Genomic DNA, 17,702 nt, shown 5'->3' with positions numbered 1-17,702 from the left:
TTAATCTCCTCTAACTAATTGAACTGAGTATAGAACGCGGCTTTTTAAGCATTATTGGCACAAATGCAATGCATAGAGACGCAAACGCTATAGCGAATCCTAAAAGAATAGAAAACGCTGTTTGGCCAGTTAGCAAAGACTGATTTGGCGAGTATGTAATTGCACCATTTGCAACATTTGCCAATAGCACTGATCCAACGCTAGACGATATTGCAGCACTAATCGCAGTAGACAGCACTGAGCAAAATGCGGATATTATAAAAACTTCTATAATCATTTGCAAAGCTATAACACGTTTTTCTACACCAATTGCCATTAGAACGCCAACTTCGTGAATCCTTCCTCGAACCCAAAAAACAAGAACTAAGCCAAGCACTATGATTCCGACTAATGCAAGACACATTAAAATCATTGTTACTAATTGCTTAACTGTTTTTACGGATTGAAGAACAGAGGCAAATCTTTGCGCATTATTTTCTACAGAAATCATGCCGTTGCCATAGTTTTTAGCGATTTTATTGGCTTCTTTTAAAGCTTTTTCTAGATTATTTGAATTTTGCATAACGCACTTTATAGAGCTGCGATTTTTACTTCCAAACAAGTAAAGAGCGGATTCTAAATCAGTTATTACGCGATTTTCGGAAGAGTCGGAAGGAAGCGCACCCTTTGTTTGCATCTTGCCAGAAAAAATTCCAACAACCTTAAGATTAACGCTTTTGCTGCCTTGTTTTAGAGTTAAAACAGACCCGAGTTTAAGATTATTTTGTTTAGCAAAGCTCTTGTGAATTATTGCAGATTTCGCGCGCTTAAAGTCGCCAGCAACCGAAGAATCAATATGATTGCCTTCCTCAAGCTTATATAATCCTTCTTGGAATCCCTGCGCTAACTGTGATTTAGTTGTTCCCGTTATTGAAACAAGCGAAAACATTCCATCATTGTCTAAACGCGGACCATTTATTGGCGCTACAATTTTAGCGTTAACAGGATTTGCTAAAACATCTTTTTCTTCTGCAATGGTTTTTATTCCACTAATCTTTTTAAATTTTGCAATAAGACTTTCGGGAATTCCTTCGTTTTTTTGCAAATCTTGAGGAATATCTTGCTGCGATTGTTTAGCGGAATCACCAGTAGAATCACCAGCAGAATCGCTGGAAGATTCATACTCTGGCAAAGTCTGCCCTTGCGTTTTTGCGTAAACGCTAAAGCCTAAACCAATGCTGGAAGTTATTTGATTCTCTAGATTTTTTACGCAAGCAATAACACTCGCTTGGCAAATAAGCGCGCTAAGAACAACCGTAATAATCAACGCTAAAATAGCGCTACGCCTTGGTTTTCTAACTATAGCTAGCCAAGATCTTTTTATAATTTGAGTCATTTTACACCTACTTTTGCACGTCAACTACTTTTGCATTCCAAGCAAATCTCTAGGAGACTTTCGCAAAATAGGAAGATAAGACAGCGCAACCGCAACAATAATAATCATTAGAACCATTAATGACGATTGAATTAAGCAATCTGAGCTAACTTGAACAGCAATCTTATCTAATGTTCTAGTGGCCATGCTTGATTCCAAGTTTCCTCCAGCTTGGCCCATTGAGCTAAGCTGCTGCGCGGCGGAATTTTTTACCGATCCTAATGCGCAGTCGCTAAACCATGGAGATATTGCGCTAGCAAAACCATAACCTATTGCAATAGCTGGAATCGCAAGCAACACAAGCTCAAAAAGTTGCTGCAACACAAGGGAAGCTTTTCCAACGCCAATGGAAGTTAAAACGCCAATTTCTTTTCTACGCTCATTAATCCAAAGAATAAGAACCAATCCAAGAGCTACAACAGCAAACGCGCTTACTGCAATAACCGTTATGTTCATCATGGATTTTACGCCTTTTGCTGCGCCAATCATGCCTTGTACAAACTGGTCATCTCGAGTAATTTGATAGTTTTGCAAATCAATCGGCAGCTTAGACGCTTCTTCAATCACAGAATCTGCGTCCACTCCTTTTTTAACCTTAAAACTTGCGTCCTGGTATATCTCTTTTCCAGGCTTATATTTGTAAAGCTCTCTGGTTGTTTTTAAATCTGTATACACAGTATTTGCAGTTAATTCTGCACGCGTTGCAACTGGGCGATTGTTAGCTCCGCCGTAAATTCCAACTATGCGTGTTTTTACTTGCTCCGTAGAATGGTTAAGGTTATCGGCGTCGAAAGGGTTTGCTTTAAGCGTTAGCGAATCGCCTAATTTTAAGCCATTTAGTTTTGCTAAATCTTCGTGGATTAAGGATGCATGCTCATCTGATTCGCGCAAAGCCCTTCCTTTAACCATGTGAATTGATTTTGTTTTGAAAGCATTTAATCCTTTAGAAGAATTTGTTCCTTCTAGGTTTACAGCATTGCCAAATTGCTTTTCTCTGCGCGCATCGTAGTCTTGAACACCTTTGATTCTAGCTGCTTTTGCATCAACTAAATCGGCTGTAACATTTTGACGCAAAACATACGAATCAACGTTTTTTAGTGACGCGATTTTTTTAACATCACTTGGTTTAACGGTTCCCGCTCCCCTAGGAGTTCCAGGATTTACTTGCGGATTATTTGCTAAAACAAAACTAGATTCCGCTTGTTCTTCTACCTTTTTTCCTTCTTTTTCTGCAGCAATTGCAACTGCAGAAGATGCTAGCAAAAGCGTTGAAATCAAAGCTAGTATTACAAACACGATTGCTGTTTTTACTCTTTTTCTCAAAACGTAGCGTATTGCGCGAGAAATAAATGTCATTGACTACCATCCTCATCGAACATTTGTAGTTAAATCGTATGTTATTCAATCATTAATATCAGTACAATAAGTACAAGCCGCGTGAATCATACAAAATCGCATAAAATCATGCAGGCTGCACAGCAAGTACAATCACGTAGCCTATATTATTTACCCTTATAAAACACTGTGAATAATCTGTTTATTATCTTCAAAAATCTTAGAAAATTTTATGAAAATTACTGATTTTCAATAAAAAATATATGACATATTGTTATAATCATTTGAAATAATTTATACAACTAAATGTTAATAGAAGAAAATTTATTAATCTATTAGTAAGTTTTATAAATTAAAACTTTGCAATCAAAAAAATTTATTTTGCATGATTTGACTAGGATTTGCATGATTATTTTGTAGGATTTGCATGGCTAAATGCGCATACAACAACAATTAAGGCGAGCACATTGCGTTACCAAAGTACTCGCCTTAATTTATTAATTTATTAAAAACAGTTTTATTTATTTATAAACACACCTAAATCGGCCAAAATCTAATTAAAGCGCAGTGCCATGCTCGTCGAGACGCGGATTTTGCTTAGAGTTGCTAAAGCTAAAGAACAGCCCAAATACGCCCAACGCAAACAACACTGCAACAGTTATAACAAGCGCCATCGGCTGGCTTGGCAGCCACATAATCACCAAGAAAGCAAACGCAGAAAGCAAAAGAACAGCCCAAGAGCACACACCAATAACCTTGCGAACAGCATTCCACGTATCATCTCCAGCCTGCGCGCGCTTAATATTGCGTTCCATCTTGCTCTGGCTTTGCGTAACGCTAGAAGATGGCTTCCATCCATCAACGCCGTTTTCTTGAAGTCTTCTTGAATGTTCTTGCAGATTGTATTCATCAATCATTCCGCCACGACCGCGGCCATTTGTTTGATCGTATTGAGACGGGATTCCCCTACGATTCTGCCTGGCTTTTGCTCTACGCTCCTTGCGGTTTGCCATGATTGATTCCTTTCTGCGTTGAATTTTCACACAATACGAATCATTTTAACGCATAACTACGCCATTTTGGCACGCATCAACAATTTTTTCGATTAATAAATCGTTGAGCAGCCTACCTTTGCGCGTTGCAATAATACGATTCTCGTGCAACACTGCCAAATCTTCTTTACACACTTCGATTAGCACTTTTTGCAAATACGAATCGTCAAATCCGCAATTGGCTTTACGCATTTTTGTGCACAATTCATCAACGCTAAGCCCTTCCCTAATGCGCAAACCAAGCATTACTTCTTCTATTAACGCGTCCTCGCTATTTATGCACTCGTAGTTTTGCCAAGGCACGTTTCCTGCATTAATCGCCTGCGCCCAGCGTTTTGGATGCAAAATATCCCAAGATCTAAGATTGTAAAACTTGCTTGAATCCGCCAAAACAGCACAATCATCCATGCTTTGCTTATTAAGACCACTCGCCGAATTGTAATGCGAATGCGCTCCAGGGCCAATTCCTGCCCAATCAATGTTCTTCCAATATCCAAGATTGTGGCGAGACTCAAAACCAGTGCGCGCCCAATTAGAAATCTCGTACCACTTTAAGCCAGCAGAACTAAAAAGACTATCTGCCAACTCGTATTTTGCTGCTTCATCATCGTCATCTGGCGCTTGAATTGTGCCAGCAGCAATTTGACGACCCATTTTTGTGCGCGGCTCTACTGTTAGCGCATATGCGGAAACGTGATTAACTCCCAGGCTCAAAGCCATTTCTACTGACTTTCGCCAATCGTCTATGCTCTCCCCTGGAGCGCCATAAATCAAATCAACACTAGATTGCAATCCGCAAGCATCCGCCGCTTTAACTCCGCGCTCTACGTTTTCTGGAGTATGTGTGCGGTCAAGCGTTTTTAGCACGTGTGGCACAGCAGATTGCATTCCAAAAGATATTCGCGTAAATCCGCCTTTTGCAAGCGTTTCAATATAAGACTCGTCTGCGGTATCTGGGTTTGCTTCCGTAGTGACTTCCGCACCAGGCATAATGCCCCACAATTCGCTGATTTCACGCAAAATTCGCACTAAATCTTGCGCTTTAAGAACAGTCGGAGTGCCTCCACCAAAGAAAACAGATTGCGCTTTAGGCTCGAAAATCCCGTGGAATTCCTGCCACTTTTTTACAAGACGCATCTCGCGAATTGCAACATCCGCGTATCCGCTTCGACTTGCGCCCTCCCCCAAATCGTGAGCTGTATACGTGTTAAAATCGCAGTAACCGCAGCGTCGCAAACAAAACGGCACATGCACGTACACTTCAAAAGGCATGATTGAACGCGAATCTTCACTAGACTTGTTCGATTCAAAATTCAATATAAGCCTCAGCCTTCGGATTTTTGCGCAGCGCGAATCTTATCTTTAGTATCTCTATCGTTCGCATTATCGTCTGTAGCCAAAGCTGCAACAAATGCTTCTTGAGGAACTTCAACGTGTCCGAGCATCTTCATGCGCTTCTTACCAGCCTTCTGCTTTTCAAGAAGCTTGCGCTTACGCGTAATATCGCCGCCGTAGCACTTAGCGAGCACATCTTTTCTAAGCGCGCTAATCGTTTCGCGCGCAATAATACGCGATCCAATCGCAGCTTGAATTGGAATCTCAAACTGCTGGCGAGGAATAAGGCCACGAAGCTTCTTCGTCATCATAACGCCGTAAGAATAAGCCTTATCGCGGTGAACAATCGCGCTAAAAGCATCAACCTTATCTCCCTGAATAAGAATATCTACCTTAACAAGATCTGCAGCTTGCTCGCCATCTTCGTGGTAATCCAGCGAAGCATAACCCTTTGTGCGGCTTTTAAGCTGATCGAAGAAGTCAAAAACAATTTCCGCAAGAGGAATCCTGTAGTGCATTTCCACTCTGTCGGCACTAATGTATTCCATTGTGCCCATTTCTCCGCGATGATCCTGGCACAAATCCATAATCGCGCCAATAAAATCTTTTGGAGCAATAATATCGGCAGCAACCATTGGCTCAATAATGCGCTTGATTTTGCCTTCTGGGAACTCACTAGGATTAGTCACATGATGCTCGGTACCGTCTTCGCTAGTAACGTCATAAGTTACATTTGGAGCAGTTGAAATAAGATCCAAGCCAAACTCGCGGCTTAAACGCTCAGAAACAATCTCCATATGCAAAAGACCTAAGAATCCGCAACGGAAACCAAAGCCCAATGCAACCGACGTTTCTGGCTCGTAAATAAGAGCAGCATCATTAAGTTTTAGCTTATCTAGCGCGTCTCTAAGCTCTGGGAATTGCGCGTTATCAATTGGGAAAAGACCTGCGTAAACCATAGGCTTAGGGTCTCTGTAGCCCTCCAACGGCTCAGATGCAGGATGCGCAGCACTAGTAATAGTGTCGCCAACTTTAGATTGGCTAACGTCTTTTGCACCCGTAATTACGTAGCCGACTTCGCCAGCGCCAAGCGCCTTAGTCGGAGTCATATCTGGGCTAATAACGCCGATTTCAATAGGATCGTGCGTCATGCCAATGCCCATCATGTGAAGCTTTTCACGCGATTTAAGCTCGCCATCAACCATACGAATATATGTAACAATTCCGCGATACGAATCGTAGACGGAGTCAAAAATAAGCGCGCGAGCAGCACCATTAGGATTTCCACTAGGAGCTGGCACTTCCAGCACGATTTGGTCGAGAAGATCTTTAACGCCTTCGCCAGTTTTTCCAGAAACGCGCAAAACTTCGTTAGGCTTGCATCCAATTAAGCCAGCTATTTCTTCCGCATGCTTATCTGGCTCCGCACTAGGCAAATCGATTTTGTTTAATACAGGAATAATTGTTAGATCGTGTTCGATTGCCATATAAAGATTAGAAAGCGTCTGCGCTTCAATGCCTTGAGTTGCATCCACAAGCAAAACCGCACCTTCGCATGCTGCAAGCGCACGCGAAACTTCGTAAGTAAAATCAACGTGACCAGGAGTATCAATCATTCCTAGTGAGTACTCTTTGCCGTCAAAAGTCCACGGAACTCGAACAGCTTGCGATTTAATAGTGATTCCGCGCTCTTGCTCAATATCCATGCGATCCAAGAATCGGTCTCGCATCTCGCGTTCTGGCACAATTCCCGAAAGCTGCAAAATGCGATCCGCTACAGTAGATTTGCCGTGATCTATATGCGCAATAATGCAGAAGTTGCGTATCAACGATTGATCCGTAAATCCTGGCTGGTTATGCGGTGTAATCAAAGCAAATATCTCCTTTTAAGTCTATACGAGCAAACTATACGAGCAATCAAATATGCGAAAAGTATTGCAACTAACTAATGTTAGCAACTTGACTACCCTAGAAACACTTGACTACCCTAGAAACACTTATCCATAAACCATGCTATGCTTGTTCACTGTATGTCCTTAGTATAGTAAACGTCGTTTGGAGTAATAGTGGCAAACATTAAGTCGCAGAAAAAGCGCGTGCTCACCAATGAAAAGGCACACAAGCGTAACGTGGCAGTAAAGTCTGCTTTGAAGACTGCTATCCGCGCTACTCGCGAAGCCATTTCCGCTGGTGACAAGGCTGCTGCACAGGCTGCTTTTGCAGTAGCTTCTCAGAAGCTCGATAAGGCTGCAGGCCGTGGCGTGATTCACAAGAATCAGGCTGCAAATCGCAAGTCTGGCCTTGCTGTAGCAATCAACGCTCTTTAATAATCGCATAATTGCGAATTAATTAGAGTTTGAAAAATCCCCGCTACCATCTGATTTCATTTGGCAACGGGGATTTTTGTATCGTACAAAACAGCGCAAAGCTTACGAATTAACGTGCATCTTAAATTGAATATCTCCATAATTAGGCGTATGAATACCAACTCCATAGGCGATTATAGAGCCAAAAGAATCTTTAACAATCGACTCAACAGTAAGCGCTGGAGTTTTTGGCTCAACATGTAAGAATTCAGACATATCGTCGCATAATTGTTCAACGCGAATTAATAAATCATTTTCGTAAAGCTTTACAGCATAATCACTTTCCAAGAAATTCACTATTGATTGCTTAGAAAAATCGATATTCAAAACCTTAGGGAATCTAGATGCCGAAAGATAAACAACAATATAACTTGATAAAACGTTATTAACGTATTTTAGTCGCTTTACACAAATCAAGTCTTCCGATTCATCTAAACCAAGCTTATTCGCAGCTGATTCGTCTTTAACAATGCTGTTTTGAATAACCTTAATCATCACGTTTGCATTATCTTCGGAATAATTTTGAAAGAATCCTTGAATCTGATCTGATATAACTTCTCGATCAGAGCTATGAACAATATTATTTGCTCTAAAAGTTCCTTTTCCTTGAATCCTAACAAGCAAACCTTCTAGAATCAAACTATCTACCGCATGCCTAAGTGTTATTCGACTAACATTGTATTGTTTGCATAATTCTAATTCTGGAGGGAGCTGCTCCTGCGGCTTCATTAAGTCAATGCGCTTTCTAAGATTATCGCGCACTGCTATATATTTAGGTACACCTTCAGTCACAATTCACTCTCCAAACAGGATGATTAGAAAAACAATTGTAAGAATTGCCTAAAATCCTACGATTCTTAAGCCTTATGATTCTACGACAATTCTTACAAAAATTCTTTTGAATACATATAGAACTAATAGTATCAGTTTATTAGTCCAATATGTAATTCGACGCGCTAGAAGCAGAATTGTTTGTTGCTAGCGATTTAACTTTTTCTTTTCTAAACGAGTCAATATTATTGACGACGCATAGAAAAGAACGTAGAAAATAGCGATTGCAACAATAATCAAAATTCTTCCGCCCGCAACGTTGGAATAGCCAAGTATTACGCCTGCTACACCGTAGTCGGCGTCGGAATAGGTTGAATTTGCAGAGCCAATATTGCCCAAAACAGGCAAAAGAAGCAAAGGCAAGAATGTAATAACAAGGCCATTAACAAAACCGCCTATAATGCATCCTCTTCTACCAGCCTGACCATTGCTAAACACGCCAGTAACACCGCCAGCCATAAAGTGCGCAACAATTCCTGGAATAACAACAGTTGTTCCAGCCAAGGCCATAATAACCATTCCAACAATTCCTCCAGCAAAGCTTGCAAGGAATCCAATAAGAACGGCGTTTGGAGCAAAGCCAAAGGTCATAGGAGCATCCAATGCTGGCTTAGCGTTTTTAACCAATTTTTCGGATATTCCCTTAAATGCTGGAACAATCTCATCTAAAACAACTTGAACGCCTGCAAGAATAACAAATACGCCTGCAGAGAACATTGCTGCTTTAAGAATAACGAACACAATAAAGTTCTGACCGCCCGAAAGCTTTGACTCAATAAACTCAGGGCCTGCAAAAAGAGCAACCACAATGTAAATAATGGCCATTGAAAGCGCAATTAAAACGGTTGTGTCTTTTAAGAATCCAAGAGCAGATGGGAACTTAATATCTTCGGTAGACTTAGACGGATGCTTTTTAGAGCGCGTGAGCTTTGCAACTAAAGTTCCAATAAGAACACCACTGCTAGCTGGGTGGCCAAGTGCTACGTCATCTTCGCCAGAAGCTTTACGCATAAACGACTGCACCAACGCTGGTGAAATCGTAATAAATAAGCCCTGTGCAAGAGAGCCGAAAATAATAACGGCTAAAGTGTTAAAACCTGCAACATTGAAGATTACTGCAATCATACTAGCCATGTAGAAAGCAACATGACCAGTTAGATAAATGAATTTGAAGCGAGATGTTAGAGAAAGAATAATGTTTACAATCATTCCAAAGAAGAAGATGAGAGCAGATTCCGAACCGTACTTTAAAAGAACGGTTCCAATAATTGCCTCATTGTTTGGAACTACACCTTGAACGTGGAAAGCATATTGGAACATACTTCCAAACGGATCAAGCGCTTGAGTTACAACGCCAGAGCCTGCAGCCAAAACCAAAAATCCAACCATTGTACGAATAGAACCTTGTACAATGTTAGAAATACTTTTGCCTTGAACTGCAAGTCCAATCAAAGAAATCATTGCAACTATTACAGCTGGTTGCCGGAAAACATCGAGCAGTATAGAAAGAATACCGTTCACAGTTCTCTCCTTATTTTGTATGTTAATATTTTTAGACACATTTTGGCATGAAAACGCAAATTACAAGAGAGATAGTGTAATTAGCTAAATCAAACCAGAATATGCCCGAATTTATTTAATTCAAAAGTCATAATAATGGATAAGCCAAGACATAAATTTGTTATAACGTTATATCCATTTATGGCAATTTTTAGGCATATCACAAATAAAATGAAAATTATTATGCACAATCGTGATTTAACAGAAAATAATATAACAAAATCGTATATAATCTGAAAATTAATAGTCTTTAATTCGTCAATAACTTAAAAATATGTGAAAATAATCACAATAATTCTTAAAAAGACACGCCGCATGGCGACAAAAATCGCGCAAAACCAAAAAACGCTACTCAATAATCCAAGATAAGCCAATCAAAACAGCCAAGAAAAGAAGATTCACAATTGTGTACATAAGCAAATAGCGACCCTTATTATGAGGGTACTTATGCGTAATGCTCTTGTACGAAATCAAAGACGCCATAGACGCAATAAGCGTTCCCATACCGCCAAGATTAGTGCCAATAATAAGCATCTTCCACTGGTCGCAGAAGCCAGAAAGCAAAATAGTTGTTGGAACGTTACTAATCATTTGACTAGAAACAACCGAAACTTCCATAGGGTGAGAACCAACCCACATTTGCGCAATCTCGGTAAATCCAGGAACTCTGCGCATATTCCCAATAAAAATGAAGAACATTATAAACGTAAGAGGCAAAGCCCAATCCAAAGCGCGGAACACATGCGAATCACAAATAATAAAGGCAATAACAACTGCCAAAACCATAATCCAGTCTGGAATCCAGCCAGCTACTCCACACAAACACAAAATAAACAAAAGGCTGTAAACAACAACTCGCCATTGAGTAAAGCCAACACCATAGCCCATAACGCGAATCTCGTCTGGCTTAGGCGATTTAGAATGCGGAGCCAAAACGCCTTGCTCAATATCGTCTCCATGCAAGCCTTCAAATTGATCGACTTTTCTAGAACTAAAGAACACAAACGCAAACGCAATCATAAGAATCGCAGCAGTAAGCGTATACGGAGCCATAATGGAAAGAAAATCGCTCGTAGACATTCCAGTAAGCGCTTTAAGATACAAATTATGCGCGTTGCCAATAGGAGTTAGCATACTTCCAACGTTTGCGCCAATCGTCATTAAAGTCACAATAAGAATTGCGTGCTTCTCGGCATTTGCCATCATCAAAACAGAAATCGCAAAAGGCACAAAAGTCACAAGAGCAACATCGTTTGTAATAAGCATTGCCGAGAAAAACGTTAAAGACATAAGAACCAGAACTAATCCGCGCTCAGTTCTAACTCTTCTAAGAAGATTCGCGCCAATACTTCTAAAAACGCCTATTCGCTGGAATCCGCAAACAACCATCATTAAGCAAACAAGCTGAGAAATAGTGTTTACGTGAATGTAGCTAAAATATTGCGCATCGGGTGGAACAAAAAAGCAAGAAATAACAGCTAAAACGGCGGCTACAATAAGGATGGTCTCACATTTGACCAAATTCAGAAGCCAACGCCTCATCATTCCTCCGCAACTAAAATACACAACTTATAAAATTGTATAAGAGACCCAATCCAAAGAGACAAAAATTCCCGACAAAATCGTTGAAATAACAAGGCAAAGGGTGCTAAAAGTGCTTTAGTTTTGCCACAAAGCGAATATGCAAAAATCCGCCCATTTTTGTGACACGCGCAAGCAACACATGTCTTAGATGCCTATATTATAAATGGAAAAGAAGTCGTAAGGCTAACAAGCATATTAAGCACAAAGCGAGAAACGCAATTATGACAAATCAAGAATCGCAAGCTCAAAAACCAGCAAGCCATAAAAGAAACACAGCCGACTTAATCGTAGAATGCCTTGTAAACGAAGGCGTTGAGGTTGTTTTTGGAATTCCAGGAGAAGAAAACATTCCGCTTTTAGAGGCAATTGAGCGAAACGGAAATATACGCTTTGTGCTTACTCGCCACGAGCAAGGCGCTGGATTTATGGCCGCAACTTATGCGCATATTACTGGAAAGCCAGGCGTGTGCTTGGCAACACTGGGGCCTGGAGCGCTAAATCTTACGCTTCCTGTAGCCCAAGCGAATGCAAGCACAACTCCACTTGTTGCAATATGCGCTCAAGGAAACGTTTCTAGACTTTACAAGGAATCTCATCAAATCATTGATTTAGTAGCATTATTCCAGCCAATTACGCAGTGGTCTTCTATGATGCTTGCTCCAAGCACAGCTCCAGAAATGGTTAGAAAAGCTTTCTCAATCGCTCAAAGAAAGCGACCAGGAGCAACATGCCTTGTTATTCCAGAAGACATTAGCGAAATGAGCGTTCCAGAAGACGCAAAGCCACTTCCGCTTCCAAAGCCGTTACATATTCTTCCAGCTCCAGACACAATTTACGAAGCTGCTAAAATAATTAGCCAAGCAAAAAGGCCGATTATTCTTGCAGGAAACGGCGTTGCAAGAAGCCATGCTCAAGATCAGCTTCTCGCTTTTGCAGAACAGCTTAATGTTCCAGTTGCAACAACGTTTGAAGGCAAAGGCGTGTTCCCAGACAACCACCCGAATGCTCTTGGCGTAGTTGGATTTATGCATAGAGATTATGAGAATTTTGCTTTCGACACAGCAGATTTGATTATTGCTGTAGGATTCTCAATTCAGCAATTTGACCCTAAGAAAATTAATCCAAATATTGACAAGACGATTATTCACATAAACACATTTGTTGAAGACACAGACGCTCACTACCCTACTGCACTAAACATTATGGCAGATATTGGCCAGACGCTTAAAGCGCTTACAAGTGTGCTTAAAGATAGAAACGTTACTTTTGACGTAACTCACCCAAAGATTCGTCAAATGATTACAGACGAGTTGCATTCGTTTGAAAACGATAACAGCATTCCTATGAAGCCTCAGCGCGTTGTTTACGATACTCGTCGTGCTGTTGCAGAAGGAACTAAGGTTCTTGTAGATACGGGCGCACTAAAAATGTGGATGGCAAGGCTTTACCCAACAATGCATCCAAATACGTGCATTATAGACAACAGTCTTTCTACAATGGCTTGGACTTTGCCTGGAGCTGTTGGAGCATCGTTTATTAAAGACAATAGCGGAAAAATCAACACAAAGCCTGTTCTTGCTGTTATGGGCGACGGCAGCTTTATGATGAACGTTCAAGAGATTGAAACCGCCGTTCGCGTAGGCTCTAGAATGGTGATTTTGGTTTGGGAAGACAACGCATACGGTTTGATTAAGTGGAAGATGGACTTGCACGCAGGAGAACACGAATACGTTGATTTTACTAATCCAAATGTTCCAAAATTAGCAGAAAGCTTTGGCGCAAGAGGCCATGTTGTACAAAAGCCAGAAGATTTATACAACATGCTTAAAGAGGCTTTGGCTCAAGAAAGCGGTGTTGACGTTATAGCTTGCCCAGTGGATTATAGCGAAAACATGAAGCTTATTGAAAAGCTTGGAGACATTGACTTCGGCAACTAAAGTATATTTATACTGAAAATATACGCATTAATTCATACGCATTAAATATAAATACGACCGAGTTTGTTTGTGAATATCCATAAACAAACTCGGTCGTATTTAAATATTATTTCAATATAGAAAGCATGTTGGTAAAAACAAATTTTGCTAATCTACAACATGCAAAGTACGATAAATGTAATTTTTATATTTTTCGGGATTAAGCCTACTACATATTTCAACATTCGGAGTTTTACCAGAGAAGAAATTAGCATCAACAAGAACTGAGCCATAACTTGGTCCAGGAGTTGCATCAACTTGACAATAATATTTTGTGCACTCGCTTATACATTCAGGATATAACGCAGCTGCAACAGCAGATGGATCAGCCATATCTAGATAAGCATCCCCAAAACGGCTAATATTCATTTCCATTAATTCCCTATTACAATCAATAACAAACTTACCGAGTTCTCCACTTTTGCGAATATTAGCAATTTCTTGTGGATTCAGCATACATTCTCCCAAGCATGCGTCCCATCCAACAAACATAATATTTTTAAGACCAGAATCAACTAATATCTTTGCAGCTTCTGCATCTTGCCAAATATTGAATTCTGCTACAGGAGAAACATTTCCACGACCTAAACCAGCAGATCCCATAACGACTATGCGACCAACTTTTTTCATCGCTTCATAATCAACCTTAATAGCTAGAGCAATGTTAGTTAATGGCCCTAATGCAATAATGTCTATTTCACCATCTTCACTGTTTCTCAAAGTTTCAATCATTTTCAAAACAGCATTACCATTACTTTCTTTCAAACGATGAGGCACTAGACCAATATCACCCATTCCATCTCTACCATGAGTTTCATGAGCATAAGCCAAATCGCGTAAGAGCATGCTTCTGCTTCCTTTATATACAGGTGGCTCATATGAACCAGCATGCTCGATAGTAGTAAGCGTATTAATAGTAGCTTGTTCCATGCACACGTTTCCTGATACAGTGCAAAACATTAATATCTCATATCTAGGATCATTTAAAGCCATGGCAATTGCCATAGCATCATCCGAACCACAATCTGTATCTATTATTATTTTCTTTTTAGAATAAATTCCGTTATTTTCCATAAACTCTCAACATCCTATCAATTAATAGAAACTGTAGTTTCAGATGCAACGTGAATACGCAATGAGCATAGCTGAAAAGGACGTAATTCTATATTTAACTCATCATTATTCTTGTGCAAAGCTATAGGCATACCGTGCAACAATGGCATTCCCATAAGATCTACTTCTTCAACCGAAGCCGAACGCAAGATTTTGTTGAGTTTTATTTGCCCACTTGCACAGCCACCACATGGCTCGTAAATACGCAAGATTATGTCTCCAGAACAATCGTCAGCTAGCTTAACCCAATCTAATGCGATTAGACCTGAGTTTCTATGAATTGTAAACAACGGATCTACATCTGGAAGCTTATCAATGATTGGCGAATTCAAAAGATTAGCCGCACTTAAAACTGAGTCCATATTTGCATCAGCAATAAATGACCAAGTAAATTCGTGCTTACCTTGATCGGTATTCGAATCTGGGTAAAGAGGCGCAGAAAGCAAAGATAATCTGAGCATAGTTCCATAAGATGAAGAATAATCGCCAATAGGAGAAGCATCAGCGCCATAAGTAGATGAATTCGCAACAGCAACAGCATAAGAGGAATCTTCTATGCGAACAAACCTATGCGTGCATGACTCGAATTTTGCATCATCACTACGAGTATTTTTTACTATTGGACGTTCAACTAAACCATATTGACACTCATATTGCGCATTATTTGAACATATAGATGTTGGCATATCTACTTTCAAAAATTGCTCTTTAGCTTTCCAATCAACTTGCGCATGGAAATCAAGTCGTTTAACACACGGCTCTAAAACTATATTTGTTTTAATCTTTATATCTTTTTTACATGCCAAGATTTCAACAGATACACCGCCAGATAGAAGTTCTTTAACACAAACAATTGAAGAATCATCAATCTTACGATTCCTCATAAATGCGTCTCGCTCAATATCCCACGCATCCCACTGAGATGGCTCATCTTTTAGTATCTCGTATTGCGCCATGCGATAACCGGATGGAATTAGCTCACGATTAAATTTAATATCTTTAACGGAAGATACTGTGCCATCGCGTTCAATAATCACGCTTAAAACACTATTATTAAGAATTATTCCACCATCATTTTTGTGTTTTACAGTTGTTTTATTATTTTTACTGCTTTCATTGCATTGATATAAATTCCAAGCAACATCATTTTTACCTGTATAAGTCAATAACTTTACATTTTTACGCATATTAATCGCGCTGCTAGTGCTGCTAGCTTTTACAATCGCATTAGCAAGATCTGAAATAATTTTACGTAAACAAGAAATATCTCTAGCATATTCTTCTCTAGCTTGCCTATGAACCCATGCAATAGCAGAGCCTGGAAGAATATCGTGGAACTGGTTCAATAATAAAGTCTTCCAAATTCTAGTAAGCTCATCATTATTAAAACGGTATTCTGGAGCATAAACTCGAGCTAAAACAACAAGATATTCAGCAACGCGCAACAATGATTCCTCCATGCGACAATAGCGCTTCATATCTTGCTGAGAAGTAAGAGTTTTTCTATGCAACTCTAGATAAAGCTCACCCTTAAACACTGGTGTATCACCATTTGAATCGTCAACAATATCTTTTCGTATTTTTTCAAACAACTCATCAGGAGTGCCGAAATCAACTCTAGGAACACCCTCTAAATTGCAATCGCGCCTAATGCGAGCAGTCATTTCGCGAGTAGGGCCGCCACCGCCGTCGCCAAAACCGTACAACAATATTGCATGATCAGATAAATCTTTATCCAAAAAATTGCGTTGAGAATAAACTAACTCATGCATGCTAACAGATGAAGCATAAGTATTAGATGGAGGGAAATGAGCCAAAATCCTAGAACCATCTATTCCCTCCCAAAGGAAAGAATGATGCGGGAATTTAGTGGTATCATTCCAAGAGAGCTTTTGAGTTAAGAACCAATCAAAACCAGCGCAGCGAGCGATTTGAGGCAATGCGCCTGTGTAGCCGAAACTATCTGGCAGCCAAATACCATGCGGATCGGTGCCAAGATGCTCCTTAAAATAGCGCTTACCAAAAGTCATTTGGCGAATTAAAGATTCACCACATGGCATCATTACATCAGACTCAACCCACATACCTCCAACAGGTATAAAACGTCCTTCCTTAATCCTATTTTTCATACGCTCAAACAAATCGGGATGCTCGTTTTCTAGCCACTCGTATTGTTGAGCAGAACTCATAGCATAAGTAAAATCAGGGTCCTCATCCATAAGAGCTAAAACATTAGATACAGTTCGCGCAACCTTTCTGTGCGTCTCTCGCACAGGCCATTGCCAAGCAGAATCAATATGAGCATGCCCAACAGCAATATGCTTTATAGAGCTTGCTGCAGCAGGCTGACTTAATACATCATGCAACGCTTTACGAGCATTTTGAACAGTAGAAGAATCATGCTCATCATACGCGTTTAAGGAGCGCTGTAAAGATTTAGCTAGTTTCCAATAACGCGGATTATCATCGCTTAACTCGCGCATCAAAGAACTTACAGTCTGAAGATCCATGTAATAATCAAAAATATTACGATTAAAAACAGTAACGTCAATATACTTCAACATATATTGGCATTCAGTTTTTCCAGTAGCACGCTCTCCTAAATCAGTAGGAGAAAACGGAGTAGCTCCTTCAACAAACGGATTGTCTGCAGCTTCCAAATATAAAGTAAAATTACCATTTTCATCAATACTAATCGAACGATTGTTATGTTCATCAATCAATGGAACCCAATGATTACAAGGGTTTACAGCTTTTATAACTCTTCCGTCAACGTTATACACTAATCCTTCGGCTTGAAAACCAGGAAAAAGATTGCTAATCCAACCTAAATCAACATTTAGCTCAACTTTGCGCCCTTTTACCTTTGAAAAATCAATCGACCCTGTAATTTCAAACCACGTTGTGCCCCAAGTTGTTCCCCAAACGCCTGGAACATTAAATGAGTGAAACACAATATTGTTTCTTTTTAACTTAGAGAAAAATTCGCTAGAAGAAATAGGTTCTCCAGCAATCTCATAGGCTCGAATTTTACAGTGCAATAGAACAGTATTTATATACGGGTATAAGCGTTGTTGCATAACTCTTGTACAGCGATTTAATTGCTGCTCAGGTAATAAAAACATTGTTCCTACAC

At 40.0% G+C, this 17,702-nt stretch carries 12 protein-coding genes; 2 read left to right on the top strand and 10 right to left on the bottom strand.

Going from position 1 to position 17,702, the window contains the following annotated elements; all coding sequences use genetic code 11:
- Positions 1–10: 10 nt before the first annotated feature.
- The 5 genes from NYP67_RS03870 to lepA form a co-directional block, all read right to left on the bottom strand.
- Complete coding sequence (locus tag NYP67_RS03870; protein ID WP_415695160.1) at positions 11–1,375, bottom strand: ABC transporter permease; 1,365 nt, start codon at positions 1,373–1,375, stop codon at positions 11–13.
- Between the two features lie 24 nt (positions 1,376–1,399).
- Positions 1,400–2,770: an ABC transporter permease gene (locus NYP67_RS03865; RefSeq protein WP_016635812.1), complete on the bottom strand. Its 1,371-nt coding sequence runs from the start codon at positions 2,768–2,770 to the stop codon at positions 1,400–1,402.
- Between the two features lie 536 nt (positions 2,771–3,306).
- Complete coding sequence (locus tag NYP67_RS03860; protein WP_115761865.1) at positions 3,307–3,762, bottom strand: tripartite tricarboxylate transporter TctB family protein; 456 nt, start codon at positions 3,760–3,762, stop codon at positions 3,307–3,309.
- 45 nt (positions 3,763–3,807) lie between these two features.
- Entirely contained in the window at positions 3,808–5,073 is a 1,266-nt protein-coding gene (hemW, locus tag NYP67_RS03855) for a radical SAM family heme chaperone HemW (protein WP_415695205.1), read from the bottom strand.
- A gap of 53 nt (positions 5,074–5,126) precedes the next feature.
- Positions 5,127–7,007, bottom strand: coding sequence for a translation elongation factor 4 (gene lepA / locus NYP67_RS03850; RefSeq protein WP_004133237.1), 1,881 nt, complete (start codon positions 7,005–7,007; stop codon positions 5,127–5,129).
- Between the two features lie 195 nt (positions 7,008–7,202).
- Here lepA and rpsT point away from each other — a divergent pair, with 195 nt between their 5' ends.
- Positions 7,203–7,463 (top strand): 30S ribosomal protein S20, encoded by a 261-nt coding sequence (gene rpsT / locus NYP67_RS03845; protein WP_004130697.1) that lies wholly within the window; start codon positions 7,203–7,205, stop codon positions 7,461–7,463.
- A 102-nt stretch (positions 7,464–7,565) separates the two neighbouring features.
- On the opposite strand, the gene NYP67_RS03840 is transcribed toward rpsT, so the two are convergent.
- From NYP67_RS03840 to NYP67_RS03830, 3 genes are all read right to left on the bottom strand, one after another.
- A complete protein-coding gene (locus NYP67_RS03840; RefSeq protein ID WP_032835916.1) occupies positions 7,566–8,294 on the bottom strand; it encodes a GntR family transcriptional regulator in 729 nt (242 codons plus the stop codon).
- Positions 8,295–8,480: 186 nt separating this feature from the next.
- Positions 8,481–9,854, bottom strand: a complete 1,374-nt coding sequence (locus NYP67_RS03835; protein ID WP_174191343.1) for a PTS ascorbate transporter subunit IIC — start codon at positions 9,852–9,854, stop codon at positions 8,481–8,483.
- Positions 9,855–10,241: 387 nt separating this feature from the next.
- Positions 10,242–11,435, bottom strand: a complete 1,194-nt coding sequence (locus tag NYP67_RS03830; protein ID WP_415695203.1) for an SLC13 family permease — start codon at positions 11,433–11,435, stop codon at positions 10,242–10,244.
- Between the two features lie 263 nt (positions 11,436–11,698).
- Between NYP67_RS03830 and NYP67_RS03825 the strand changes: the two genes are divergently transcribed.
- Positions 11,699–13,414: an acetolactate synthase large subunit gene (locus tag NYP67_RS03825; protein ID WP_473411194.1), complete on the top strand. Its 1,716-nt coding sequence runs from the start codon at positions 11,699–11,701 to the stop codon at positions 13,412–13,414.
- Between the two features lie 147 nt (positions 13,415–13,561).
- Here the strand turns inward: NYP67_RS03825 and NYP67_RS03820 are convergent, their stop codons facing one another.
- Together NYP67_RS03820 and NYP67_RS03815 are read right to left on the bottom strand one after the other, a co-directional pair.
- Entirely contained in the window at positions 13,562–14,527 is a 966-nt protein-coding gene (locus NYP67_RS03820; protein ID WP_020758998.1) for a nucleoside hydrolase, read from the bottom strand.
- Positions 14,528–14,544: 17 nt separating this feature from the next.
- Complete coding sequence (locus NYP67_RS03815) at positions 14,545–17,691, bottom strand: alpha-mannosidase (RefSeq protein ID WP_473411193.1); 3,147 nt, start codon at positions 17,689–17,691, stop codon at positions 14,545–14,547.
- Positions 17,692–17,702 lie beyond the last annotated feature (11 nt).

The sequence above is a fragment of the Gardnerella sp. c23Ub_4 genome (assembly GCF_055804115.1).
This window is presented reverse-complemented; position numbering and strand designations above follow the sequence as displayed.

Coding starts and splice junctions, on each gene's coding strand:
- NYP67_RS03870 (WP_415695160.1), bottom strand. CDS start 1,375: ATGACTCAAATTATAAAAAGATCTTGGCTAGCTATAGTTAGAAAACCA.
- NYP67_RS03815 (WP_473411193.1), bottom strand. CDS start 17,691: ATGTTTTTATTACCTGAGCAGCAATTAAATCGCTGTACAAGAGTTATG.
- NYP67_RS03860 (WP_115761865.1), bottom strand. CDS start 3,762: ATGGCAAACCGCAAGGAGCGTAGAGCAAAAGCCAGGCAGAATCGTAGG.
- NYP67_RS03865 (WP_016635812.1), bottom strand. CDS start 2,770: ATGACATTTATTTCTCGCGCAATACGCTACGTTTTGAGAAAAAGAGTA.
- NYP67_RS03830 (WP_415695203.1), bottom strand. CDS start 11,435: ATGAGGCGTTGGCTTCTGAATTTGGTCAAATGTGAGACCATCCTTATT.
- NYP67_RS03820 (WP_020758998.1), bottom strand. CDS start 14,527: ATGGAAAATAACGGAATTTATTCTAAAAAGAAAATAATAATAGATACA.
- NYP67_RS03825 (WP_473411194.1), top strand. CDS start 11,699: ATGACAAATCAAGAATCGCAAGCTCAAAAACCAGCAAGCCATAAAAGA.
- hemW (WP_415695205.1), bottom strand. CDS start 5,073: ATGCCTTTTGAAGTGTACGTGCATGTGCCGTTTTGTTTGCGACGCTGC.